The organism is Brevibacillus sp. AF8 (assembly GCF_021270385.1).
GTDB lineage: Bacteria > Bacillota > Bacilli > Brevibacillales > Brevibacillaceae > Brevibacillus.
In genome coordinates this window covers 48,527-64,880 of the sequence record NZ_JAGQDN010000022.1, presented here as the reverse complement: position 1 = coordinate 64,880, position 16,354 = coordinate 48,527, and the positions used below count along the sequence as shown (strand labels likewise).

General features: G+C 47.9%; 17 protein-coding genes. 3 read left to right on the top strand and 14 right to left on the bottom strand.

Annotation, left to right across the window (positions count from 1 at the left end):
* Window positions 1–27 precede the first annotated feature (27 nt).
* The 4 genes from vanT to KB186_RS23305 are packed head-to-tail and all read right to left on the bottom strand — an operon-like array spanning window position 28 to window position 4,917.
* On the bottom strand, window positions 28–2,190 hold the full coding sequence (gene vanT / locus KB186_RS23320) for a serine racemase VanT catalytic subunit (RefSeq protein ID WP_232774449.1): 2,163 nt from the start codon (window positions 2,188–2,190) through the stop codon (window positions 28–30).
* A complete protein-coding gene (locus KB186_RS23315) occupies window positions 2,177–2,974 on the bottom strand; it encodes a M15 family metallopeptidase (RefSeq protein WP_232774448.1) in 798 nt (265 codons plus the stop codon). The genes vanT and KB186_RS23315 overlap by 14 nt, the downstream gene beginning before the upstream one ends.
* A 3-nt stretch (window positions 2,975–2,977) precedes the next feature.
* Window positions 2,978–4,030 (bottom strand): D-alanine--D-serine ligase VanG, encoded by a 1,053-nt coding sequence (gene vanG, locus KB186_RS23310; protein WP_232774447.1) that lies wholly within the window; start codon window positions 4,028–4,030, stop codon window positions 2,978–2,980.
* A 20-nt stretch (window positions 4,031–4,050) separates the two neighbouring features.
* Window positions 4,051–4,917, bottom strand: a complete 867-nt coding sequence (locus KB186_RS23305) for a M15 family metallopeptidase (RefSeq protein ID WP_232774446.1) — start codon at window positions 4,915–4,917, stop codon at window positions 4,051–4,053.
* A 144-nt stretch (window positions 4,918–5,061) separates the two neighbouring features.
* Between KB186_RS23305 and KB186_RS23300 the strand changes: the two genes are divergently transcribed.
* Both KB186_RS23300 and KB186_RS23295 read left to right on the top strand, forming a co-directional pair.
* The gene (locus KB186_RS23300) at window positions 5,062–6,009 is read left to right on the top strand and encodes a helix-turn-helix transcriptional regulator (RefSeq protein ID WP_221866773.1); all 948 of its coding nucleotides are present in this window, start codon (window positions 5,062–5,064) and stop codon (window positions 6,007–6,009) included.
* A gap of 65 nt (window positions 6,010–6,074) precedes the next feature.
* On the top strand, window positions 6,075–6,596 hold the full coding sequence (locus KB186_RS23295; RefSeq protein ID WP_221866772.1) for a DinB family protein: 522 nt from the start codon (window positions 6,075–6,077) through the stop codon (window positions 6,594–6,596).
* On the opposite strand, the gene KB186_RS23290 is transcribed toward KB186_RS23295, so the two are convergent.
* On the bottom strand, window positions 6,593–7,369 hold the full coding sequence (locus KB186_RS23290; protein WP_221866771.1) for a DUF169 domain-containing protein: 777 nt from the start codon (window positions 7,367–7,369) through the stop codon (window positions 6,593–6,595). The genes KB186_RS23295 and KB186_RS23290 overlap by 4 nt on opposite strands.
* Before the next feature lie 207 nt (window positions 7,370–7,576).
* Here KB186_RS23290 and KB186_RS23285 point away from each other — a divergent pair, with 207 nt between their 5' ends.
* Window positions 7,577–8,137, top strand: a complete 561-nt coding sequence (locus KB186_RS23285) for a hypothetical protein (protein WP_221866770.1) — start codon at window positions 7,577–7,579, stop codon at window positions 8,135–8,137.
* Between the two features lie 79 nt (window positions 8,138–8,216).
* On the opposite strand, the gene KB186_RS23280 is transcribed toward KB186_RS23285, so the two are convergent.
* The 9 genes from KB186_RS23280 to KB186_RS23240 all read right to left on the bottom strand — a co-directional run bounded on the left by KB186_RS23280 (window position 8,217) and on the right by KB186_RS23240 (window position 16,352).
* Window positions 8,217–9,530: a VWA domain-containing protein gene (locus KB186_RS23280; protein ID WP_232774445.1), complete on the bottom strand. Its 1,314-nt coding sequence runs from the start codon at window positions 9,528–9,530 to the stop codon at window positions 8,217–8,219.
* A gap of 129 nt (window positions 9,531–9,659) precedes the next feature.
* On the bottom strand, window positions 9,660–10,328 hold the full coding sequence (locus tag KB186_RS23275; protein WP_221866768.1) for a Tad domain-containing protein: 669 nt from the start codon (window positions 10,326–10,328) through the stop codon (window positions 9,660–9,662).
* A complete protein-coding gene (locus KB186_RS23270) occupies window positions 10,329–10,730 on the bottom strand; it encodes a TadE/TadG family type IV pilus assembly protein (RefSeq protein WP_173610703.1) in 402 nt (133 codons plus the stop codon). It lies immediately after the preceding gene.
* 34 nt (window positions 10,731–10,764) lie between these two features.
* On the bottom strand, window positions 10,765–11,487 hold the full coding sequence (locus tag KB186_RS23265; RefSeq protein ID WP_232774444.1) for a hypothetical protein: 723 nt from the start codon (window positions 11,485–11,487) through the stop codon (window positions 10,765–10,767).
* A 23-nt stretch (window positions 11,488–11,510) separates the two neighbouring features.
* On the bottom strand, window positions 11,511–12,365 hold the full coding sequence (locus KB186_RS23260) for a hypothetical protein (RefSeq protein WP_221866766.1): 855 nt from the start codon (window positions 12,363–12,365) through the stop codon (window positions 11,511–11,513).
* Between the two features lie 15 nt (window positions 12,366–12,380).
* A complete protein-coding gene (locus KB186_RS23255; protein ID WP_232774443.1) occupies window positions 12,381–13,517 on the bottom strand; it encodes a hypothetical protein in 1,137 nt (378 codons plus the stop codon).
* 30 nt (window positions 13,518–13,547) lie between these two features.
* Entirely contained in the window at window positions 13,548–14,981 is a 1,434-nt protein-coding gene (locus KB186_RS23250) for a vWA domain-containing protein (protein WP_173610707.1), read from the bottom strand.
* Window positions 14,982–15,091: 110 nt separating this feature from the next.
* A complete protein-coding gene (locus tag KB186_RS23245) occupies window positions 15,092–15,304 on the bottom strand; it encodes a hypothetical protein (RefSeq protein ID WP_016740291.1) in 213 nt (70 codons plus the stop codon).
* A gap of 112 nt (window positions 15,305–15,416) precedes the next feature.
* Window positions 15,417–16,352, bottom strand: coding sequence for a type II secretion system F family protein (locus KB186_RS23240; RefSeq protein WP_173610709.1), 936 nt, complete (start codon window positions 16,350–16,352; stop codon window positions 15,417–15,419).
* Window positions 16,353–16,354: the final 2 nt, after the last annotated feature.

Sequence of the window (16,354 nt, the reverse complement as noted above, 5' to 3'; positions counted from 1 at the left end):
CTCCCTACACTCGTTTTCGTCCAAGGCTCAATCTTGATAGGCTCTTTTGACACGTTCTCCCAAACGGCTGACCAGCTCGTTCGTAATGGTTTTGCACTGTTGGGCCATTTCCTCAGCAGTGATCTCCTCTTCTTGATCTCTGCCGATAAAGGTCACCATATCTCCTTTTTGCACTGCTTCCATATCTGTAATATCTACAATAAGCTGATCCATGCAGACAAAGCCAAGAATCGGTCGCCTTTTTCCTTTGATCAAGCAGGTAGCCCCCGCCTGTGACAGCATGCGTGGAACCCCATCTGCATATCCGATGGATACGATGGCAATCTTACTGTCTTTCTGCGCTGCATAGGCGCGTCCATAACCCACGGATGCTCCTTTTTCCACTTGTTTCACCTGCACAACTCTGGCTTTCAGTGATAGCACAGGTCGTAAGTCGATGCTTGTTTTCACCTTGTCTCCCTGCTTGCTCAACATTCCGTAGAGAGCGATCCCAATCCGAGCATAATCGTATTGCAGCTCCCCATAATTCAGCACGCCGTAACTGCTTTGAACGTGCAGCTTCTGTGGATCGATCCCTTTTTCTTTCAGCTGTTCGATCACTTTTTGGAAACGGGCGATTTGATTTTTCGTGTATGCGATATCCGAAGCTTCCAAACTGTCAGCCACACTCAGATGCGTAAAGGTACCGCATACCTGCAAATTTTTATATCGATACATGGCCGCTATTTTTTCCGTGTGTTCCCAAGATTCCCCGAGTCTTGCCATCCCCGTGTCGATCTTGACATGAACAGAGATTTTCACGTTGTAGCCGTTCAGTTTTTGGGCATATTCGTCATCTACTACGGTTTGCGTCAGTTTGAAACGGGCGATTTGGCGTATCCGACGCTCATCGGTATAGCCAAGCACCAGAATCTCCCCTTTTACGCCCTTCTTCCGTAGTTCGATTCCTTCATCGATTGTGGCAACTGCGAAGTGATCAATTCCGAGCTTGTTTAAGAACCTCGCGATTTGCCAACCGCCGTGGCCATATGCCTGCGCCTTTACGACTGCCATCATCGAACAATCCTTGGGAAGAACCCGCTGGATTTCCCTGACATTATGCTGGAGATGAGGAAGATGGATATCAGCCCATGCTCGCCCGGTTTGATCTGGTTTCCCAACTCGAAAGCGCCGGATCACCTTCATCATCTTAATCGCCATCACCGAGAGTACAAACGACAGCACTGTGACCAGTGTAAAATGCACCAAGCTGTTATCAACAAGCGGCCCTGTCAGTCCCGTTACTTTGGCTGCTGCGCGAATGAGCACAATGCACAGCGGATGGATGACATAAACATACAGGCTCAGCTTTCGTAACGTTGGGCGATTTTTGCCTTTCCAGAACAATAAAAGTTGAAAGAGAAAATACATGCACGGTATCAAAAAAATATACATACAATCATGGCGTTGCAGCTGATAAGCGTGCAAAAGCAAGCCTTCCATTACCAGCATGCTTCCGAACAAAACAAACCCGATGGCATACGGTGCGACCTTTTTCTTTTTCCGTCTGCGGGTATTGGCAATCATGCCTCCCATGACAATAAACACAGGGGCAAAAAATATGCCGTTCCGCGTGTAATCAAACAAAGTAAACATTGATTGATAAATGCTATCCACATACGAACTCATCTGTGCCAAGCCAAAGTAGCTGTCTCCCAACAGCCCGATGCCATACAGCAGCAAGGTCACCCAAAACGTATTCCATGTCGACATTCTTGTATACAAAAAAGTACTGATACACACCCCCAGCATGATGCCAGGGAAATACCACAGATGATACAAGGTCCCGTTAAACAAGAGATCTTTCACTGCTGAAAATACGGTAAATCCATCTGTAAAATACCCCGCATACACATTCACAGGAAGATAGAGAAGGATCGAAAACAAATATAGCTTTCCTACTTTCCATAAAAACTGCTTTAGCATAGACGCATTTCTGTCGCGATCTGTGCCAAGCTTTTGCAGAAAGAAAAATCCTGTGCACATAAAGAAAAACGGAACCGCCACCCTGGCTATTGTTCGTGTCAGTGTAAAGTCAGCCCATTCGCTTATAGACAGTAGCGGAGAAGTATGGATTGCGATGACAAGAATCGCCGCAATGATTCGGAATTGATCCAGCCCACCATACTGCTTTTCATTACCCGCGTTCATTACGTGCCTCCTGATGAAACACCGTAATGATAAAGCCATCCACGTTATTGCCTGATATTTCGTAGCTCTCACCAGCCACAACTGGGATGTGCGTATCTGTATCGATAGCTTTTACATAGTAGATTTCAATGCTCTCATCATCTACTAGCAAATGCTCCTGATGGAATTCATAGTTTTTCACATACTCGATATACTCTTCCAGACAAAGCTGGAGCTTTTCCATCAAAACAGCATGCGGATAGCCCACATACCGAAAATGCCAAGGCTCATCCGAAATCCCTGTTAGCTGCTCTTTGTCTTTGTCGTAGCGTTTGATAAACCCATATTGACTGGCACGTTGGCGAAACATTCGGCATACGCCATGGTCGGGAAAAGAAGGGCAGATAAAATCGATTACTTCCTTTTTCTCCCCAACATCTATCGCAAGCCCTGTCTGATGCTCACTTTCATTCGGGCGCGCTACATATTGACTGGTAAACACCCGTCCATTTTCGAGCAGGGATTGATCATAAATATACTTTTGTTCCGTCTTGCTGCGAAAACCACTAACAGGGACAATTGTATGCTCTGCGTTGCAGGCTTTCAGCAGCTTGGCAAACATCTGGGCAGCCGTGTTTTCCATCATCATATTGCTGTGTGCTCCGTCAATCAGCCGCATGCGGTTCAGCAGGATACCGTCGTCTGTTTGCCAGCGGATCGGATACTGGCGATTCACCAATATCAGATGGCCGTGATGCAGATTGTCGCTGTTCAACGTAACCGTAAAGACATGAGATTGTACCATCGGTTAGACCTCCTCCAACGCTAGCATAATCAACGTATCAAGAAGCTCTTTATAAGAAATCCCCGCAGCACGCAGCATGCTTGGATACCTGCTCTTCGAGGTAAAGCCCGGGATCGTATTCACTTCGTTAAACACAATATCTCCGTCTGGTGTGACAAACATATCCACGCGAGCAAAGCCACGACAGCCAAAAACCTGATAGAGATGGGTGGCTGTTTGCTTGATTTTATGGGCGAGTTCGTCGTCGATTCTTGCTGGGACATGGATATGGGCAGTCTCCAATGAGTACTTTTCTGTGTAATTGAAGAAGCCTTGGAACAATTCGATTTCATCCACTTCCCCCACAATGACCTCACGATTTCCGAGTACCGCGCAGCCCACCTCGAATCCCGCGATGTTTTCCTCGATGACCACTTTTTCATCATGCAAAAGGGCGTTTTCTATCCCGAAGAACAATTCTGATGGGCTGTATGCTTTCGTAATTCCAATGGAGGACCCTGCCTTTGCCGGTTTGACATACAAAGGGAATCCCAGTGGTTCGGTGGCAGCTTGAACAGTTGCAAGGTCCGTATTTGGATAAACGGTAACGGATCTTGGCGTTTTGATACCGGAGCTTTCCGCCAGCGTGTGGGCGATATCCTTATCCATACAAATCGCGGAGGATAGCGTGTGACAACCGACAAAAGGAATTCCAGCGAGTTCCAATAGCCCTTGCACCGTTCCATCCTCTCCGTTTTTGCCATGCAAAATCGGGAATACCACATCAACCTTTGTGACCGTCATGGCGTCGTTCTCCTGTGCAACAATTCCCCGCACTTGTCTGCAAGGAGAGAGAAAGGCAGGCACACACTTCTCACTTTGATGCCAACTGTCATTCCGAATGCTTTCGATGTTGCCGGTATATCGAAGCCATTGCCCTTCCCTCGTAATTCCTAGCAAAATCACCTCGTATTTTTCCAGACACAAGCTCTCCAGCACCGAACTCGTAGATTTAAGGGATACTTCATACTCCGAGGAGCATCCCCCAAACAAAATCGCGACAGTCAATTTCCTCATTAGATTCACTCCTTCTTTCTTTAGTTCACGTAGCTTGTCACAATCACGCCGCCCATGTTGTCACCCGAAATCTCATAGTTGCTCGAAATCGGTACTTTGATCGTCATCTCTTGATCGACAGGGTAGTAGTTAATTTCGTAGATCTTCCCATCGTTTGTCACGGAGATACTTCTTTTTTCTCGTAGGTAATCCAGGTATTCTTCCAGCGAAAAGTTATTCTGCTTCATGATCGCGCTATGCGGCAAACCGACATATCGGAAGTGCCAAGGCTCGAATACCGTTCCTGTAATGGCTACCTTGTCCTTTGGGTAGCGCAAAATAAAACCGTATTTCCAAGAATGATCTTCTAACCACTTGCCTTCAGGGGCGTGCTCCATTTTCATTTGCGTCGATCCAATATCCAGCGCGGAACCTACATTGTGTTCGCTATAACCGCTTGGCATCGCGATCGCTGGCCCCATTTCTTCATACAGCTTCTCTTGTTCTTCCTTACCTCGATAACCGCTGTTCAGGATAAAGTGACTCACGTTATCTTGTTGCGCAGCTTTGACCATCTCCAAAAATTCTTTGGCTACACGCTCCGACACTTCGAGTCTATGGTCGAGCAAAGTATAGCCTTGTAACAGTTCTTCATGCTCAGACAACCGAACCACATCGTTTTTTACCCCTGCCTCATGAACCGGATAGTCTTTATTGACCAAGAGAAGGTCTCCCTGATAAATTTGATCTTTTGTTATTTGTATCGATTGGTACTCCACACCCACACCGGTAGCCTCTCCCACTGTTTCGATATATCCGCCAACATTAGGTGGTCCTTCTGTTATTTTTTGAAAAACGATATATCCGAACAGCGCTAAAATGACAAGCCAAAAAACCCTCTTTTTCATTGACAGCTTCCTCCTTCACTTACACATGTAGGATAGGGAAAACTGTTAAAATAAAAAGTAGGGTAAATCTAAAATAATTTTAAAGAAGTCCATTCATTTTTATAAAGTTGCTTAACTGGATAGAGAGGAGGTCAGTAGCCTAGCATGAATAAAACAGACCGTCTATTGGCGATCGTTCTGGAACTGCAGCGAAAAGGTACGCTACGCGCAGAAGATTTGGCCGCGACTTTCGAGACAAGCGTCCGGACGATTTATCGTGATATGCAGGCATTGAGCGAAGCCGGCGTCCCCATCGTTGGGGCACCGGGTCAGGGATATTCGTTAATGGAAGGGTATTTTCTGCCGCCCGTCAGCTTCTCCGTAGAAGAAGCCGTTGCACTCTTAATCGGAGCAGACTTGGTCGAGCAAGCATTTGACCAAAACTTTGGAAATAGCGCAAGAGCCGTACAACGCAAAGTCGAAGCGATTCTGTCGGCGGATGTAGGCGAACAAACCAGACGTATCCGTTCAACCTTTCGCCTCGTAAGCCCCAGAGCAAACGATCTGCGCGAACAGGAAAAAGCGCATGCGCAGCTCCTCCACGATGCGATCATTAGTGAGCAGAAGGTGCGGTTCCGCTATCGGAGGGGCACGCCTGGGGAGGGTGATGATCGTGAAACAGTGCGTGATGTTGCTCCATATGGTCTCGTGCTGGTTCGTGGTTCTTGGATACTGCTCGCTCATTGCGATCTGCGACAGGATATTCGTCGATTCCGCCTGTCACGCATGAGCGGCCTGATCGTTTTGGAAGACCGCTTTATCCTCCCTGACCATTTCCATTTTGCTGATTACCAGCCTCTCGATGATCGGTCACTGGAGGTGCAGATCGTCATCAGCGCAGCTATCGCTGATCGGGTAAAAGAATCGGGCAATTTTTTTATCGAAGAGATTACGGAGCATCCGGACGGCATTCTCGTTAGATTGCGCGTCAGACAAATCGAAGAAATATTGTCTTGGGTACTTGGGTTGGGGGCAGATGCGGTTGTTCTTACGCCTGAATCCTTGCGCAGCCGAATACGCGAAGAAGCCAAAAAATTATTCGAACGCTACTGACATACTGCTGTCAGTAGCGTTTTTATATGATAAAAGCAAGAAAACCAAGAGGAGCTGATTCGCCCATGAATACAAAAGAAATCGTAACCAAATTCGAAGACGTGACAAACCACTATCTGCATGAACTAGAAGGCTTCACCATGGAACAACTCTTGCAAAAACCAAGTGAAGAGGAATGGTCGATCGGTCAAATGTACCTTCACTTGATCCAATCTGCCCGGTATTTTCATCTGGGAAATGTCGAGAAGTGCAGACAAGGAGGACCTGCTGTCACCGAAGCAGGTACCGAAAAATCTGAAATCGGGCAGACGATATTTGCTCAAGGCTCCTTGCTTCCCGTTCGCGTGAAAGTCCCTGCCTCCCCTGAGTACACACCTGCACAACCAGAGAGTAAGGAGCAATTGCGTGATGGACTCATCAGCGTGCTCGCACAAATGAAAGAGCTGGAACCGACTCTGGACGAAATTCCTGTGCATCACACGGTGGCTCACCCAGCCTTCGGTTCGCTGACCGCAAAGGAATGGTTTGCCGTGGTAGAAATGCACTATCGCCATCATCTGCTCCAGCTCAACCGACTGAAGGGTTAGTTTTTTTCTCCAAACATCCCAGCAAGCTTTTGATAGGTCGGCGGAAACTCAGCCTGATAGCGCAAGAAGGACGGGATCGGGTAACGGATTCCGCCTTTTTGCGTTCCCGCTAATCCCTCCACCAGCTCGGCGGCATCGCGGAAATGAAAGCTGAAGGCCATCTCATGATCCTGTGTCTGGGCAAACAATCTGTCGCCATAACACGGTACGATCACTTGCGGCTGTCCCGTCTGGATCGGCTTGATCGCAATGTCCGCACAGTCGGCCCGACTGGAAAAGGTGGACGGAATCGATCCACCGCGCTTGTACAGCATCCCCGCCACCAATCGCATGACCTGAGCCGCATTGCCGTAAATCACGACGACATCTGGCTCAATTTCTGCCCGATCCAGCGGAAACGATACGTAGTAGCCGCTTTCTTCTGCTGAAAATTTCGGGACATCCTGCTCACTTTTCGCCCCATTTTCCAATGAATCTGTATACATTCCACAGGCGAGATGTCCCTCTGTATAAAATGCTGGCTGCTCTTCATAGCCAAAAGCCACCTGGGCGATTGGACAGGACAGATCGGCTCCATTCATTGCGATGCTCCAACCATAACGCCGTGAAAAACCGACAGCTTGGCAAATGGTTATCGGATAACCCAGATCACGGACAGGTCGCTTTGCCTTTGACGGCAGAGCGGCTTCTTCTTTTCGAATGCTAACTCCTACGGGAAAGGTCTCTGTCCTCACATACATTTGAAGCGCTTGATTCAGCTCGATGGTGTTCATTCCATTTGCCCCCTCGTTTTTCATATACACTGCTCATACTCCGAATTTTTCGTCTTTTTTACCCAAAGTCCTGTCACTCCCTACATTTTTCTCAAAGCTTACAACATCGTAAGGTAATGGAAAGGTTTATCGATAGGGAGTCGAAACAATCCCTGTTAGGATAAAAAAAGATTACACGTATTACTTGGGATGGCTGGAGGGTTCACAATGAAAAAGTTCGCATGGCTGGGCACGGCGCTTCTCGTCTTTCTGTTAATGGGATGCTCCTCGAGCTCACCAGATGCAGTGCTAGGTCTCGGAAAAGACGAAGCGGCGCAAATCGCTGCAGCCGCTGTTAGACAATATTATCAGGTGGATGTCGATACGACTGATCGGGAAATCACGCTGGAGGACCCAACCAATTCGGTATACAGAGGAGTCCCTGTTCACGCCATACTGAAACGCGAACCTGTGAACGGCGATGTCCATGGGTTTCACGCGATCATCGAACCGAGATCAAAACAAATTCTTTCCCTGTCGATTGACATTATTGGAATAAACGGAGAAGTGGCGACAAAAACGATGACAGAAGCAGATTTGGAAAAGACGGCATCTGATTTTATCCGCTCGAAAAACCTGCTTGCTTCAAACGACTTCCAATTGGTGAAAGCTTCTGACGCTCATTCCAATGACGCCAAGCGGTACTTTTATTACACAGATGGCCTGAAAGACGTGGCAATCGGAGTGGACCCTGGCCTGAAACAGGTCGTTACGTTCACGTATGATTGACGCACCCTCACCCTTTCCATTTACAGTGGGTTCTCCGTTGCGACAAGCAGTCGCTTTTGGTACAGAGAACCCATTGCTGTTAGTTTCCACTGTATTTATCCTCAATTTCCTCTCTCATTTCCTGATAGGTCTCGGTTGTGAGACTCACCAAGTAATTGGTCAGCTCTTCCTTGGACTGTGTAGCCAACGCTTCTCTTTCTTGCCTTTTCCCAGTAAGATACTCCCTCGCTTCATTGCCAATCTTGCCACTTGCAGACAAATACTCGATCGCCATTCCGATGTTCAGGCTCTCCCGCCAGTTTTTCTCGTACCAGTCCCGGTCGTAAGCATCCACCCATTTTTTGCGGTCGATCAAGACAGCGTCTGCTTCCGTCAAAGCATCCCGTTTCCACTGCTCCCACTTCTGGGCAATTTCTTTCGCACGTTCCAGCTCTTGCTTGAACTGCTCACGGTTCGTCACATTTGCATACAAACCTTCTGAAGCGTGGGCAATCTCTTTCAACTGCTTCTGCCCTTCTGCATTCACGTCAAAGCCGATGACGTTTAGCAACGGCATGATTTTGGACTGGGACAATTCCTTGGCTACTGCCACTGGATTGCCATCACATGTCTCGATACCGTCACTGACCAGATAGATGACATTCGTATTTTTATCCGCTTCGAATCCCGCCAAATCCTCCTGAGCGAGACGCAAGGAGTGCGCAATGGATGTCCAGCCTGTCGGCTCAAACATGTCAAGTGCTTGCTCAAGACCTTTTGCATCGTAGGCTTGCAATGGATAGACCATCTCACTGCTGCCGCAGGAAAGCTGCTTATGCTCATCTGCATTGCTGCCCTTATGTCCATACACGCGCAGCGAGATTTTCGCCTCTTCAGGCAGTGCTTCCGCGAATTCCTGGATCGCTTCCTTGGCGAGCTGCATTTTCGTTTTGTCCCCAATTTTCCCAGCCATGCTGCCACTTGCATCCAGGATGATTTCTACGTTGAAATTTTCCCGAAACTGAAAGCGGGCGTCCTCGATGTCCGGACTTCCATACGAAGCCATTCTCCAGCGGTCTACAACCATTTGGGGACTGAGGTAATCTTCGGAGAACAGGGTGAGCAATTGATTCCAGTACAAATCCAAGTAAGCATCATTCATCCCGTCGACCAGGGTAGGCATTTTATCCAAAATCTGTATGATCTGCGCTCGATGCGGATAAGCTGCGTGGAAAAATTGCGTGCCAGCAAGCGGTCCGGGCTGTGAAGCAATCAATTCCTGTGTCGTCTGCGGCCATTGATTTTTTCCGAGCCCTGCACCCGCTCCTACTGCCCCCAGAGAACAGCCGGTTAGCAGAAGCATGATCAAGATGCTGTTGATCAAGAGCGCCATCCGTATTTTGGTGTTACGCATTCGGTCATATCCTCCTTGCCTAGTTGCCATGTTGCCTTGTTAATCAGATCGCCGCGTTTTTCTTTCGGATGAGCAGTTGCATTTTTTGTAGCTTTCTTGTCATGCCATTTCCTCCAATGTTCGCCGTTCCTACATAGGAATATGCGGATTCACCCATCCGCTTACTTCATCAATAAAACCGATCCGTCTGCTTTCACCTGTCTGGTAGATTTGCTCGGAATAGGCAGGAATGAATTCAAAGCCCATCGATTCCGATTCGTACTTTACAGAAGTTTTTACTTCAATCCGATTGTCACTGTTGAACAATTTGACGGACGATCCGCTGAGCGTTGCCTTGTTATCCGAAAGCACTTTAGCAACCACTCCAGGAATTTTTGCTGTTGCCGTTTGCAAGCCAGCGTAGACATAAGTCTGCAACTCAACATCGCCTGGCAATGCGCTGCTTAATACCGAGTCAATCGCACCGTATTCAATCTCGCTATGAGACCAATCGGGGTGCGATGCTCTCAGCTGGCTCCTGGCAACTGCTAGTCTGGGATCGAGATAATTTTCGTCATAATACCGTTTGGGTGACAAATCATATATTTTAATAGCCGCATCCATCTCATCATAAATATCCTTCACCGCCGCAATGCTCGCCTGTTGCGCACTGTTCGACGCCTGCTCCTTGTCTACAAAAATGGTCGAAAAGTTGAAAAGCGCAACAAATACCAGCATGAAGATAAACCAGTAAATCGTCAGGGTGAAGATCGTCATATTTCCACGTTCATTTTGCAAGTGACGCAGTATACGTACCATCTAGTTCATCACCCTGCTCTTCATTTCTCGATCGAAGGAGATATATCGGTCTTCCTTCTCGATATATAGCCAGTCAGGGAGAAACGCCAGTTCCATCTGTACGCCGACCTTGGCGGTAAAATATCCGCTACCATTCCCCGTGATATCACAATCATTGAAGGAAATGTAGCCTCCTGCCGCGTTCACCACGTTTTTGGCAGCTTGCATGGCTTCTCCCGAATTCCCCGTTATGGCGTACACCTTCGCCGCCTCATTTGCCGCCGACTGCGAGATAATTACGCCGTAGACTCCCACAAGAAACTGCCAGCAAATCAGCATGATCAGAAAGACGAACGGCAGTATGGCGATAAACTCTACGGTGACCGAGCCCTTTTCATTGGAAACGATCTTCTTCAGGCGCATTCTTCGCTCATCTCCTCTCGAACTTATTTGCAAGCTACCTTTCATCGAGCAGCATTCCCCCTGCTACAGCTGCTTCCGCTCTTGCCGCCTCATCCTTCCATTTATTCACGTACATCATGAACATGACCGCAAAAAACGGAAGAACAATCACATTGAGCAACAACTCAATAAACATAACCGCCCCGAAGGTTGCCGTAATAGACGTGACGAGGAACAAGCCCGCCAAACTGATTAGCCATTCCACCACACTCACCATTAGCAACAGGCCAAAGATTTGGAAGAAATGCTTTTTGCCCATTTCCATGGCAGCCCGCCAAGAGCGCCAAGCCGATTGTTTTTTTAGCACCACAAAAAACGGTGTCAAATAGAACAAGACCATAAGAATCAACCCAGGTATCATGAACAGCATCATTCCTGAAGAGACAAGAAAGCTAAACACGATCCCAAATACGAATACGGAAAAGCTGTGTTCAAAAAAAGTCCGAAATGCCTTTCGAATCGGACGCTCATCGCCGTCCAGATCGCTTTGGACATACTGGGCGAAAGGAATCTGGAGGATCAGCAAAAACAGAAGAAGTAAAAACAGATTGAAAAAGCTTGCGACGAATTTGGCGCCCGTAATCGCCGCAATCAAATTCAGGTAGTTCAGCGTAAAGTTGTGGATGATAAAAAACGGAACCACGAGCACGGCGGACAAGAGCAACAAAGACTCGATATTCCGTGCATAAAAACGAATGCTTTCTTTGAAGGGATGCATATGGGTTTCTCTCACCTTTCCTGTTAAGGGTTTCTCAGTTTATCCATCAGCCCGTTTTCCAAGATGGTCATATTAAGCTTCTCGTGGGCCTCCCGCAACTGTTCAACCGAATGGAAAGACTCATGTTTCCCTGTCGTATGCGTCTCAAAGCTTTTCACGGATTCATCGGCAATATTTCGCAGTGTTTTGTCTTTGTATACAGAGAGCAAGTCGCTCAGCTTTTTTCGTTTCTGCTCCTGTACCCGGTCTAGTTCTACTCGATTGGATTGGAAAAACTGGTAAAGCCGATCCACCGAGTCTTTGATCAGCACTTGTCTGCGAATGCGATCATACAAAATGTAGTCGGATTCAAATAACACATCCCGCAATGCCGTTTCTTCTCCGGCGATGACGTAATTGCGCGCGAAAAATTGATTGAGCAGGTCCATCCCTCGAGCATAAATGGCACGCAACTGGTCCCGGCTTTCCATCATGGTTTTGCAAACGTCGATCAGCTTCTCTGCATCTTGCCGAAGCACCGTGTCCATCTTATCCTGACAGCTGGGCAAAAGCGCCCTCAGATACTCGTATTTTTGCTCGTACATCTCGATCGGCTTCTCTTTATCAATGGCCAGATTGTTCTTAATCTTGCGCCCTGCATGTGCATGCACCAAAAACAGTTTCACAACAGGCTCTGCTTCATTGCGGTGAACCACTTCACCATCCGGTCGCAGCACCAAGTACCCGACAGCGTCTTTTTTCCCCCATTTCCAGTACGCTACATGGTAGTAATATTGTCCGTTTACGTAGGCTGGGTAATTGTACAGCTCCGTCCTCTCTAAAAAACGCTTATGCCGCTCGATTTGAGCCTGTATCTGTGGTGTATTCACGACTTTCATAGCAAAGGACCTCCGTCACGCAAATAAGGATTTCACCCAGCCAACAGCTTTGCCGACCCCATCCCGGATTCCACGAGTAATCGCGCCGCCGGCTAGCTTGTCAGCGTACTTTACAAGTTTGCTCAAGCCCCATAAAACGGCACCAGTGACAACAAGCACACCACCTACTGCCTGCCCGCCTGGTATGACGGAAGCAATGACCCCTGCGTCCATCAGCACACTGCCGAAATTACCGACTCCATCCACGAATTTTTCATTTTGTGTAGCTTCATTCTGGCTTGGATCAAACGCCATTCCAAAGCTTCCAAATGTATCAATAACATCAAACGGAAGGCTGATGGCTGCTATGCCAACATTCAAGCCTTTCACGATCCCCGGCATTCTGACGCCAGATGGATTTGCCGAATTCGTTAGCTGACCGCCTTGGAAAATATCCCGGAAGCTGTTATTCGGCAATTGCGCCAACACAAACTGATAGTTGGCCCAAGCGTTCATCCCGTCGAGTGTATCAACACCCATGCCTGTTACAGTACCTACATACGGCGTATTCTTGAAAGCAAGATCAAGGCCTTTTATGGCCAGGTCTCCCATTAACATGCCTTTGCCCCGAAGTCCCGCTGCCATATCTACTTCGCCGTTCATCAGCAAATCAGCGCTGTATGCCAGCGTACCGCCCATTACGTCTTTGAACGTCCATTTGACTGCACCGTATCCCAGCGTCTCCGTCATCGGCTTCGAACCGTCAGAGTTTGCGCCGGGTGCCTGCATTTCTATATTCGTTGTCGGGGCGGTTGCGTTTGGCGCTTGCGGGTTCGGTTGATTGACATTCGGCGCTTGCAGGTCCGGTTGATTGACGTTTGGAGCCTGCAGATTTGGCTGCTGCCAGTTCGGTGCTTGAATGTTCGGTGCCTGCAGATTCGGCTGCTCCCAGTTCGGAGCTTGCACATTCGGCTGTTCCCAATTGGGCGCCTGCATGTTCGGCTGTTCCCAATTTGGTGCCTGCATGTTCGGTTGCTGCCAATTTGGCGCATTGTAATTCGGCGCTTGCAGGTTAACAGATGATGCCAGAGCCGCAAGCGGAAGCAGATTCATCATAAGAATCAGAAAAGCAAAGGTAGCCGCTGCAATTGGGCCTCTAATCCATTTCCTCACTTCACAAACCTCCTTTTGGAGATTTCGACATTAGTTCGTTTTCGTATTCTGCGTAAACTTCTTGTTGATCGCATTCACGGTTTCCTTATAGGATTTATCGTTCAAGGAATCCAGAAAGTCCTCCAATTCGTCCGCCTTTTTCTTGGCTATATCCTTCTGTTCGTCCTTCATGGTTCGGAGACGATTGGCCAGTTCATCTGGAATCATGTCATCCGCACCCATGGTCGTAATGGCAGAATTCATATTGTAGCTTTCATCGCCAGCAATGATTCTCCAGTCTGCTGCGAACGAACTGATGTCTGTCTTACGTGATATGCGCGTGTCAAAAGCCTGATAGGACGCATCTGCTTTCCACTTTTTCCATTTGTCTGCAATCTCTTTCCCACGATTGAATTCTTCCTGCAGTTCTTTTTGATCCTGAATCAGGACGTAGCGACCTCCTGCTGCCTTGGCCACTTCTTTTAACTGTTGCTGCCCTGGGCCGTCCACGCCAAAACCAATTACGTTAATAATCGGAGTAATCGCTGATTGGGAAAGTTGTTTTGCTGCTTCGGCTGGGTTTCCGCCGCATGTTTCGATACCGTCGCTAACCAGGTAAATCATATTGGTGTTTTTGTCCCCTGAAAATTTGCTCAAATCCTTCATTGCTTCCTGCAAGGAGTAGGCAATCGGGGTATATCCCGCAGGCTGAAACTGATTCAAGGAACTCTGCAATTTTTCTTTGTTGTAAGGCTGCATTCCGTATACCAACTCACTGCTGCCGCAGGAGAGCGCTTTATCGGACTCTTTCCCGCTACCCTTATGTCCGTATACACGCAGAGCTACATTGGCCTGTGGCGGCAATGATTCAGCAAAGGCTCTGATGGCATCTTTGGCAGCCTCCATCCTTGTCTTGCCGTTCGCCATTGCACCCATGCTGCCACTTGCGTCAAGAATAATCTCCACATTGTAGTTTTCCTTGTACTGGTAGCGAGGATCTTCGATTTCCGGACTTCCGAAATAATCCAGCTTCATATCATCAATAATTTGTTGCGGATCGGGATAGCTCTCCGCGAACAACCCCAAGAGGGCAAGGTAATACAGATTCGCGATTTCTTCGTCTGGATTTTCAATATAAGGGAATTTCTTTAATTCCGTTTCTATCTCTTCCTTATTGTCGTCATACGACTTCCCCGCAAAAAGCCCAGGAGGAGTGTTCAAAAAATCCTCTGTTGTTTCCCGTTTTAGCAGGGGGCCAGCCTTTACCATTGCCTCCAGCGCTTTTATTTTTTCTTCTCTGCTCATCTCGGTGTTCGTTTCACCAGTCTTGTCTGGAGGCTGTTGTGTTTCTGTGCCTGATGGAATAGAGGGTGGCTGCCCATCCGTGGTCTGTGGAGTTTCCGGTTGATTTCCTGCCTCTTGAGAACACGCCGTTAGCAGGCTAAAAAGGAGGATGGCCGCAACAATTCCCTTCACAAATCTCATCGACTGCTACCTCCTGTTTCCTACAGATTTACTATGTATGTGTGGCGGTGAAGGAAAGCCCTTCACCGCCAACTTTTCCAATGTTTGTAACCAAACAGCATTCACTCAGATTACTTCCCATCCAAGTCTCCGATGATATTGCCAAGCGTTTCACCAATTGATTTTCCCACACCGTCAGGATTACCTTTGAAGTAAGTAATTACTGCTCCGAATACGGCGATCACCACACCTGCCAGCGCGATCCATTCAATGGCTTGAGCACCTTTCTGATTTTGCAGGGCTCCTTGGACTTTTACATACAGTTTTTGCATCATGGTTTTCATAAAAAATCTTCTCCCCTCATGGTTAAAATGAATTTGATAAGACAAATGATTCACATTACTACTCATCCCATCTTTGTGACGGGCATCACCTCCCATAAAGTCAAAACATACATTATGGCATGATGCCAGAGAACAAATCGAGGTTCTCTAAAATATTCAATACCATCAAACCGCCAATCAGGATAATCGCTGTAGGAGTCACGACAAACGTGGTGATCAGGGTTACTTTCGGTGACGCCTTGGCCGCCTTTTCCTTGATTAGCTCTTTACGGATTCTTCGCATGTTTTCGGCCTGTGCCTTGAACGTGACAGCAATCGGTACTCCCAGGCGCATCCCCTGAATGAGCGCTTTGATCAGCATTTGAAACTCCGGATTATCGTTGCGTCGAAGCAGTTGTTCATACGCCTTTTCCCTCTGTACACCCAGATCCAGCTCTTGATTGAAACGGGAAAACTCTTCCCGAATCGGTCCGTCAAAAAACTTGATGACTTCGCGCAATGCCTGATCGAGACTTACCCCCGCTTGCAGGGTGACGCTCACGGTGTCGAGAAATTCCGGCAGGTCATAACGAAGCTGATTTTGACGATCACGGGCTTTGTTCTTCAGCAGAAGGATGGGCAGAAAGTATCCAATCAACGGCCATCCGATCAGGCCCAGATGCGACAAGGGAAAGCCTAGAATGAAAAACAACGCGCCGGCAATGATGCCGAGCAAAGCCATGAATATTTTGACTCCTTGAAATTGGGCAACTGTCAAATCTAACGGGCGTCCAGCCTTCAGAAGCCAGTCCTCAACCTCATGTGACTCACTAAAAAAGTTGATGCGCTGACCCATGACTGCATAGTCGTCTCCATACCGAAGCAGGCGTTTGACCAGGCGTTCGGATGAGGTTTCCTTCTTGCGTACCCCGTAGTTTTTGTGTCCGGTCACCTCATGGACATGTGTGAGCAGTTTTTGCTTCTCGATGGAGTAGCGATACCACTCCTTCAGACAGATGGCGAACAGCAAGAGAAACAAGAACACGCATGTAATTATGAGAGCATCCATGT

Excerpts from the sequence above, each read along its gene's own strand:
- vanT (WP_232774449.1), bottom strand. The coding sequence starts at position 2,190 with ATGAACGCGGGTAATGAAAAGCAGTATGGTGGGCTGGATCAATTCCGA.
- KB186_RS23315 (WP_232774448.1), bottom strand. The coding sequence starts at position 2,974 with ATGGTACAATCTCATGTCTTTACGGTTACGTTGAACAGCGACAATCTG.
- vanG (WP_232774447.1), bottom strand. The coding sequence starts at position 4,030 with ATGAGGAAATTGACTGTCGCGATTTTGTTTGGGGGATGCTCCTCGGAG.
- KB186_RS23305 (WP_232774446.1), bottom strand. The coding sequence starts at position 4,917 with ATGAAAAAGAGGGTTTTTTGGCTTGTCATTTTAGCGCTGTTCGGATAT.
- KB186_RS23300 (WP_221866773.1), top strand. The coding sequence starts at position 5,062 with ATGAATAAAACAGACCGTCTATTGGCGATCGTTCTGGAACTGCAGCGA.
- KB186_RS23295 (WP_221866772.1), top strand. The coding sequence starts at position 6,075 with ATGAATACAAAAGAAATCGTAACCAAATTCGAAGACGTGACAAACCAC.
- KB186_RS23290 (WP_221866771.1), bottom strand. The coding sequence starts at position 7,369 with ATGAACACCATCGAGCTGAATCAAGCGCTTCAAATGTATGTGAGGACA.
- KB186_RS23285 (WP_221866770.1), top strand. The coding sequence starts at position 7,577 with ATGAAAAAGTTCGCATGGCTGGGCACGGCGCTTCTCGTCTTTCTGTTA.
- KB186_RS23280 (WP_232774445.1), bottom strand. The coding sequence starts at position 9,530 with ATGCGTAACACCAAAATACGGATGGCGCTCTTGATCAACAGCATCTTG.
- KB186_RS23275 (WP_221866768.1), bottom strand. The coding sequence starts at position 10,328 with ATGGTACGTATACTGCGTCACTTGCAAAATGAACGTGGAAATATGACG.
- KB186_RS23270 (WP_173610703.1), bottom strand. The coding sequence starts at position 10,730 with ATGCGCCTGAAGAAGATCGTTTCCAATGAAAAGGGCTCGGTCACCGTA.
- KB186_RS23265 (WP_232774444.1), bottom strand. The coding sequence starts at position 11,487 with ATGCATCCCTTCAAAGAAAGCATTCGTTTTTATGCACGGAATATCGAG.
- KB186_RS23260 (WP_221866766.1), bottom strand. The coding sequence starts at position 12,365 with ATGAAAGTCGTGAATACACCACAGATACAGGCTCAAATCGAGCGGCAT.
- KB186_RS23250 (WP_173610707.1), bottom strand. The coding sequence starts at position 14,981 with ATGAGATTTGTGAAGGGAATTGTTGCGGCCATCCTCCTTTTTAGCCTG.
- KB186_RS23245 (WP_016740291.1), bottom strand. The coding sequence starts at position 15,304 with ATGAAAACCATGATGCAAAAACTGTATGTAAAAGTCCAAGGAGCCCTG.
- KB186_RS23240 (WP_173610709.1), bottom strand. The coding sequence starts at position 16,352 with ATGGATGCTCTCATAATTACATGCGTGTTCTTGTTTCTCTTGCTGTTC.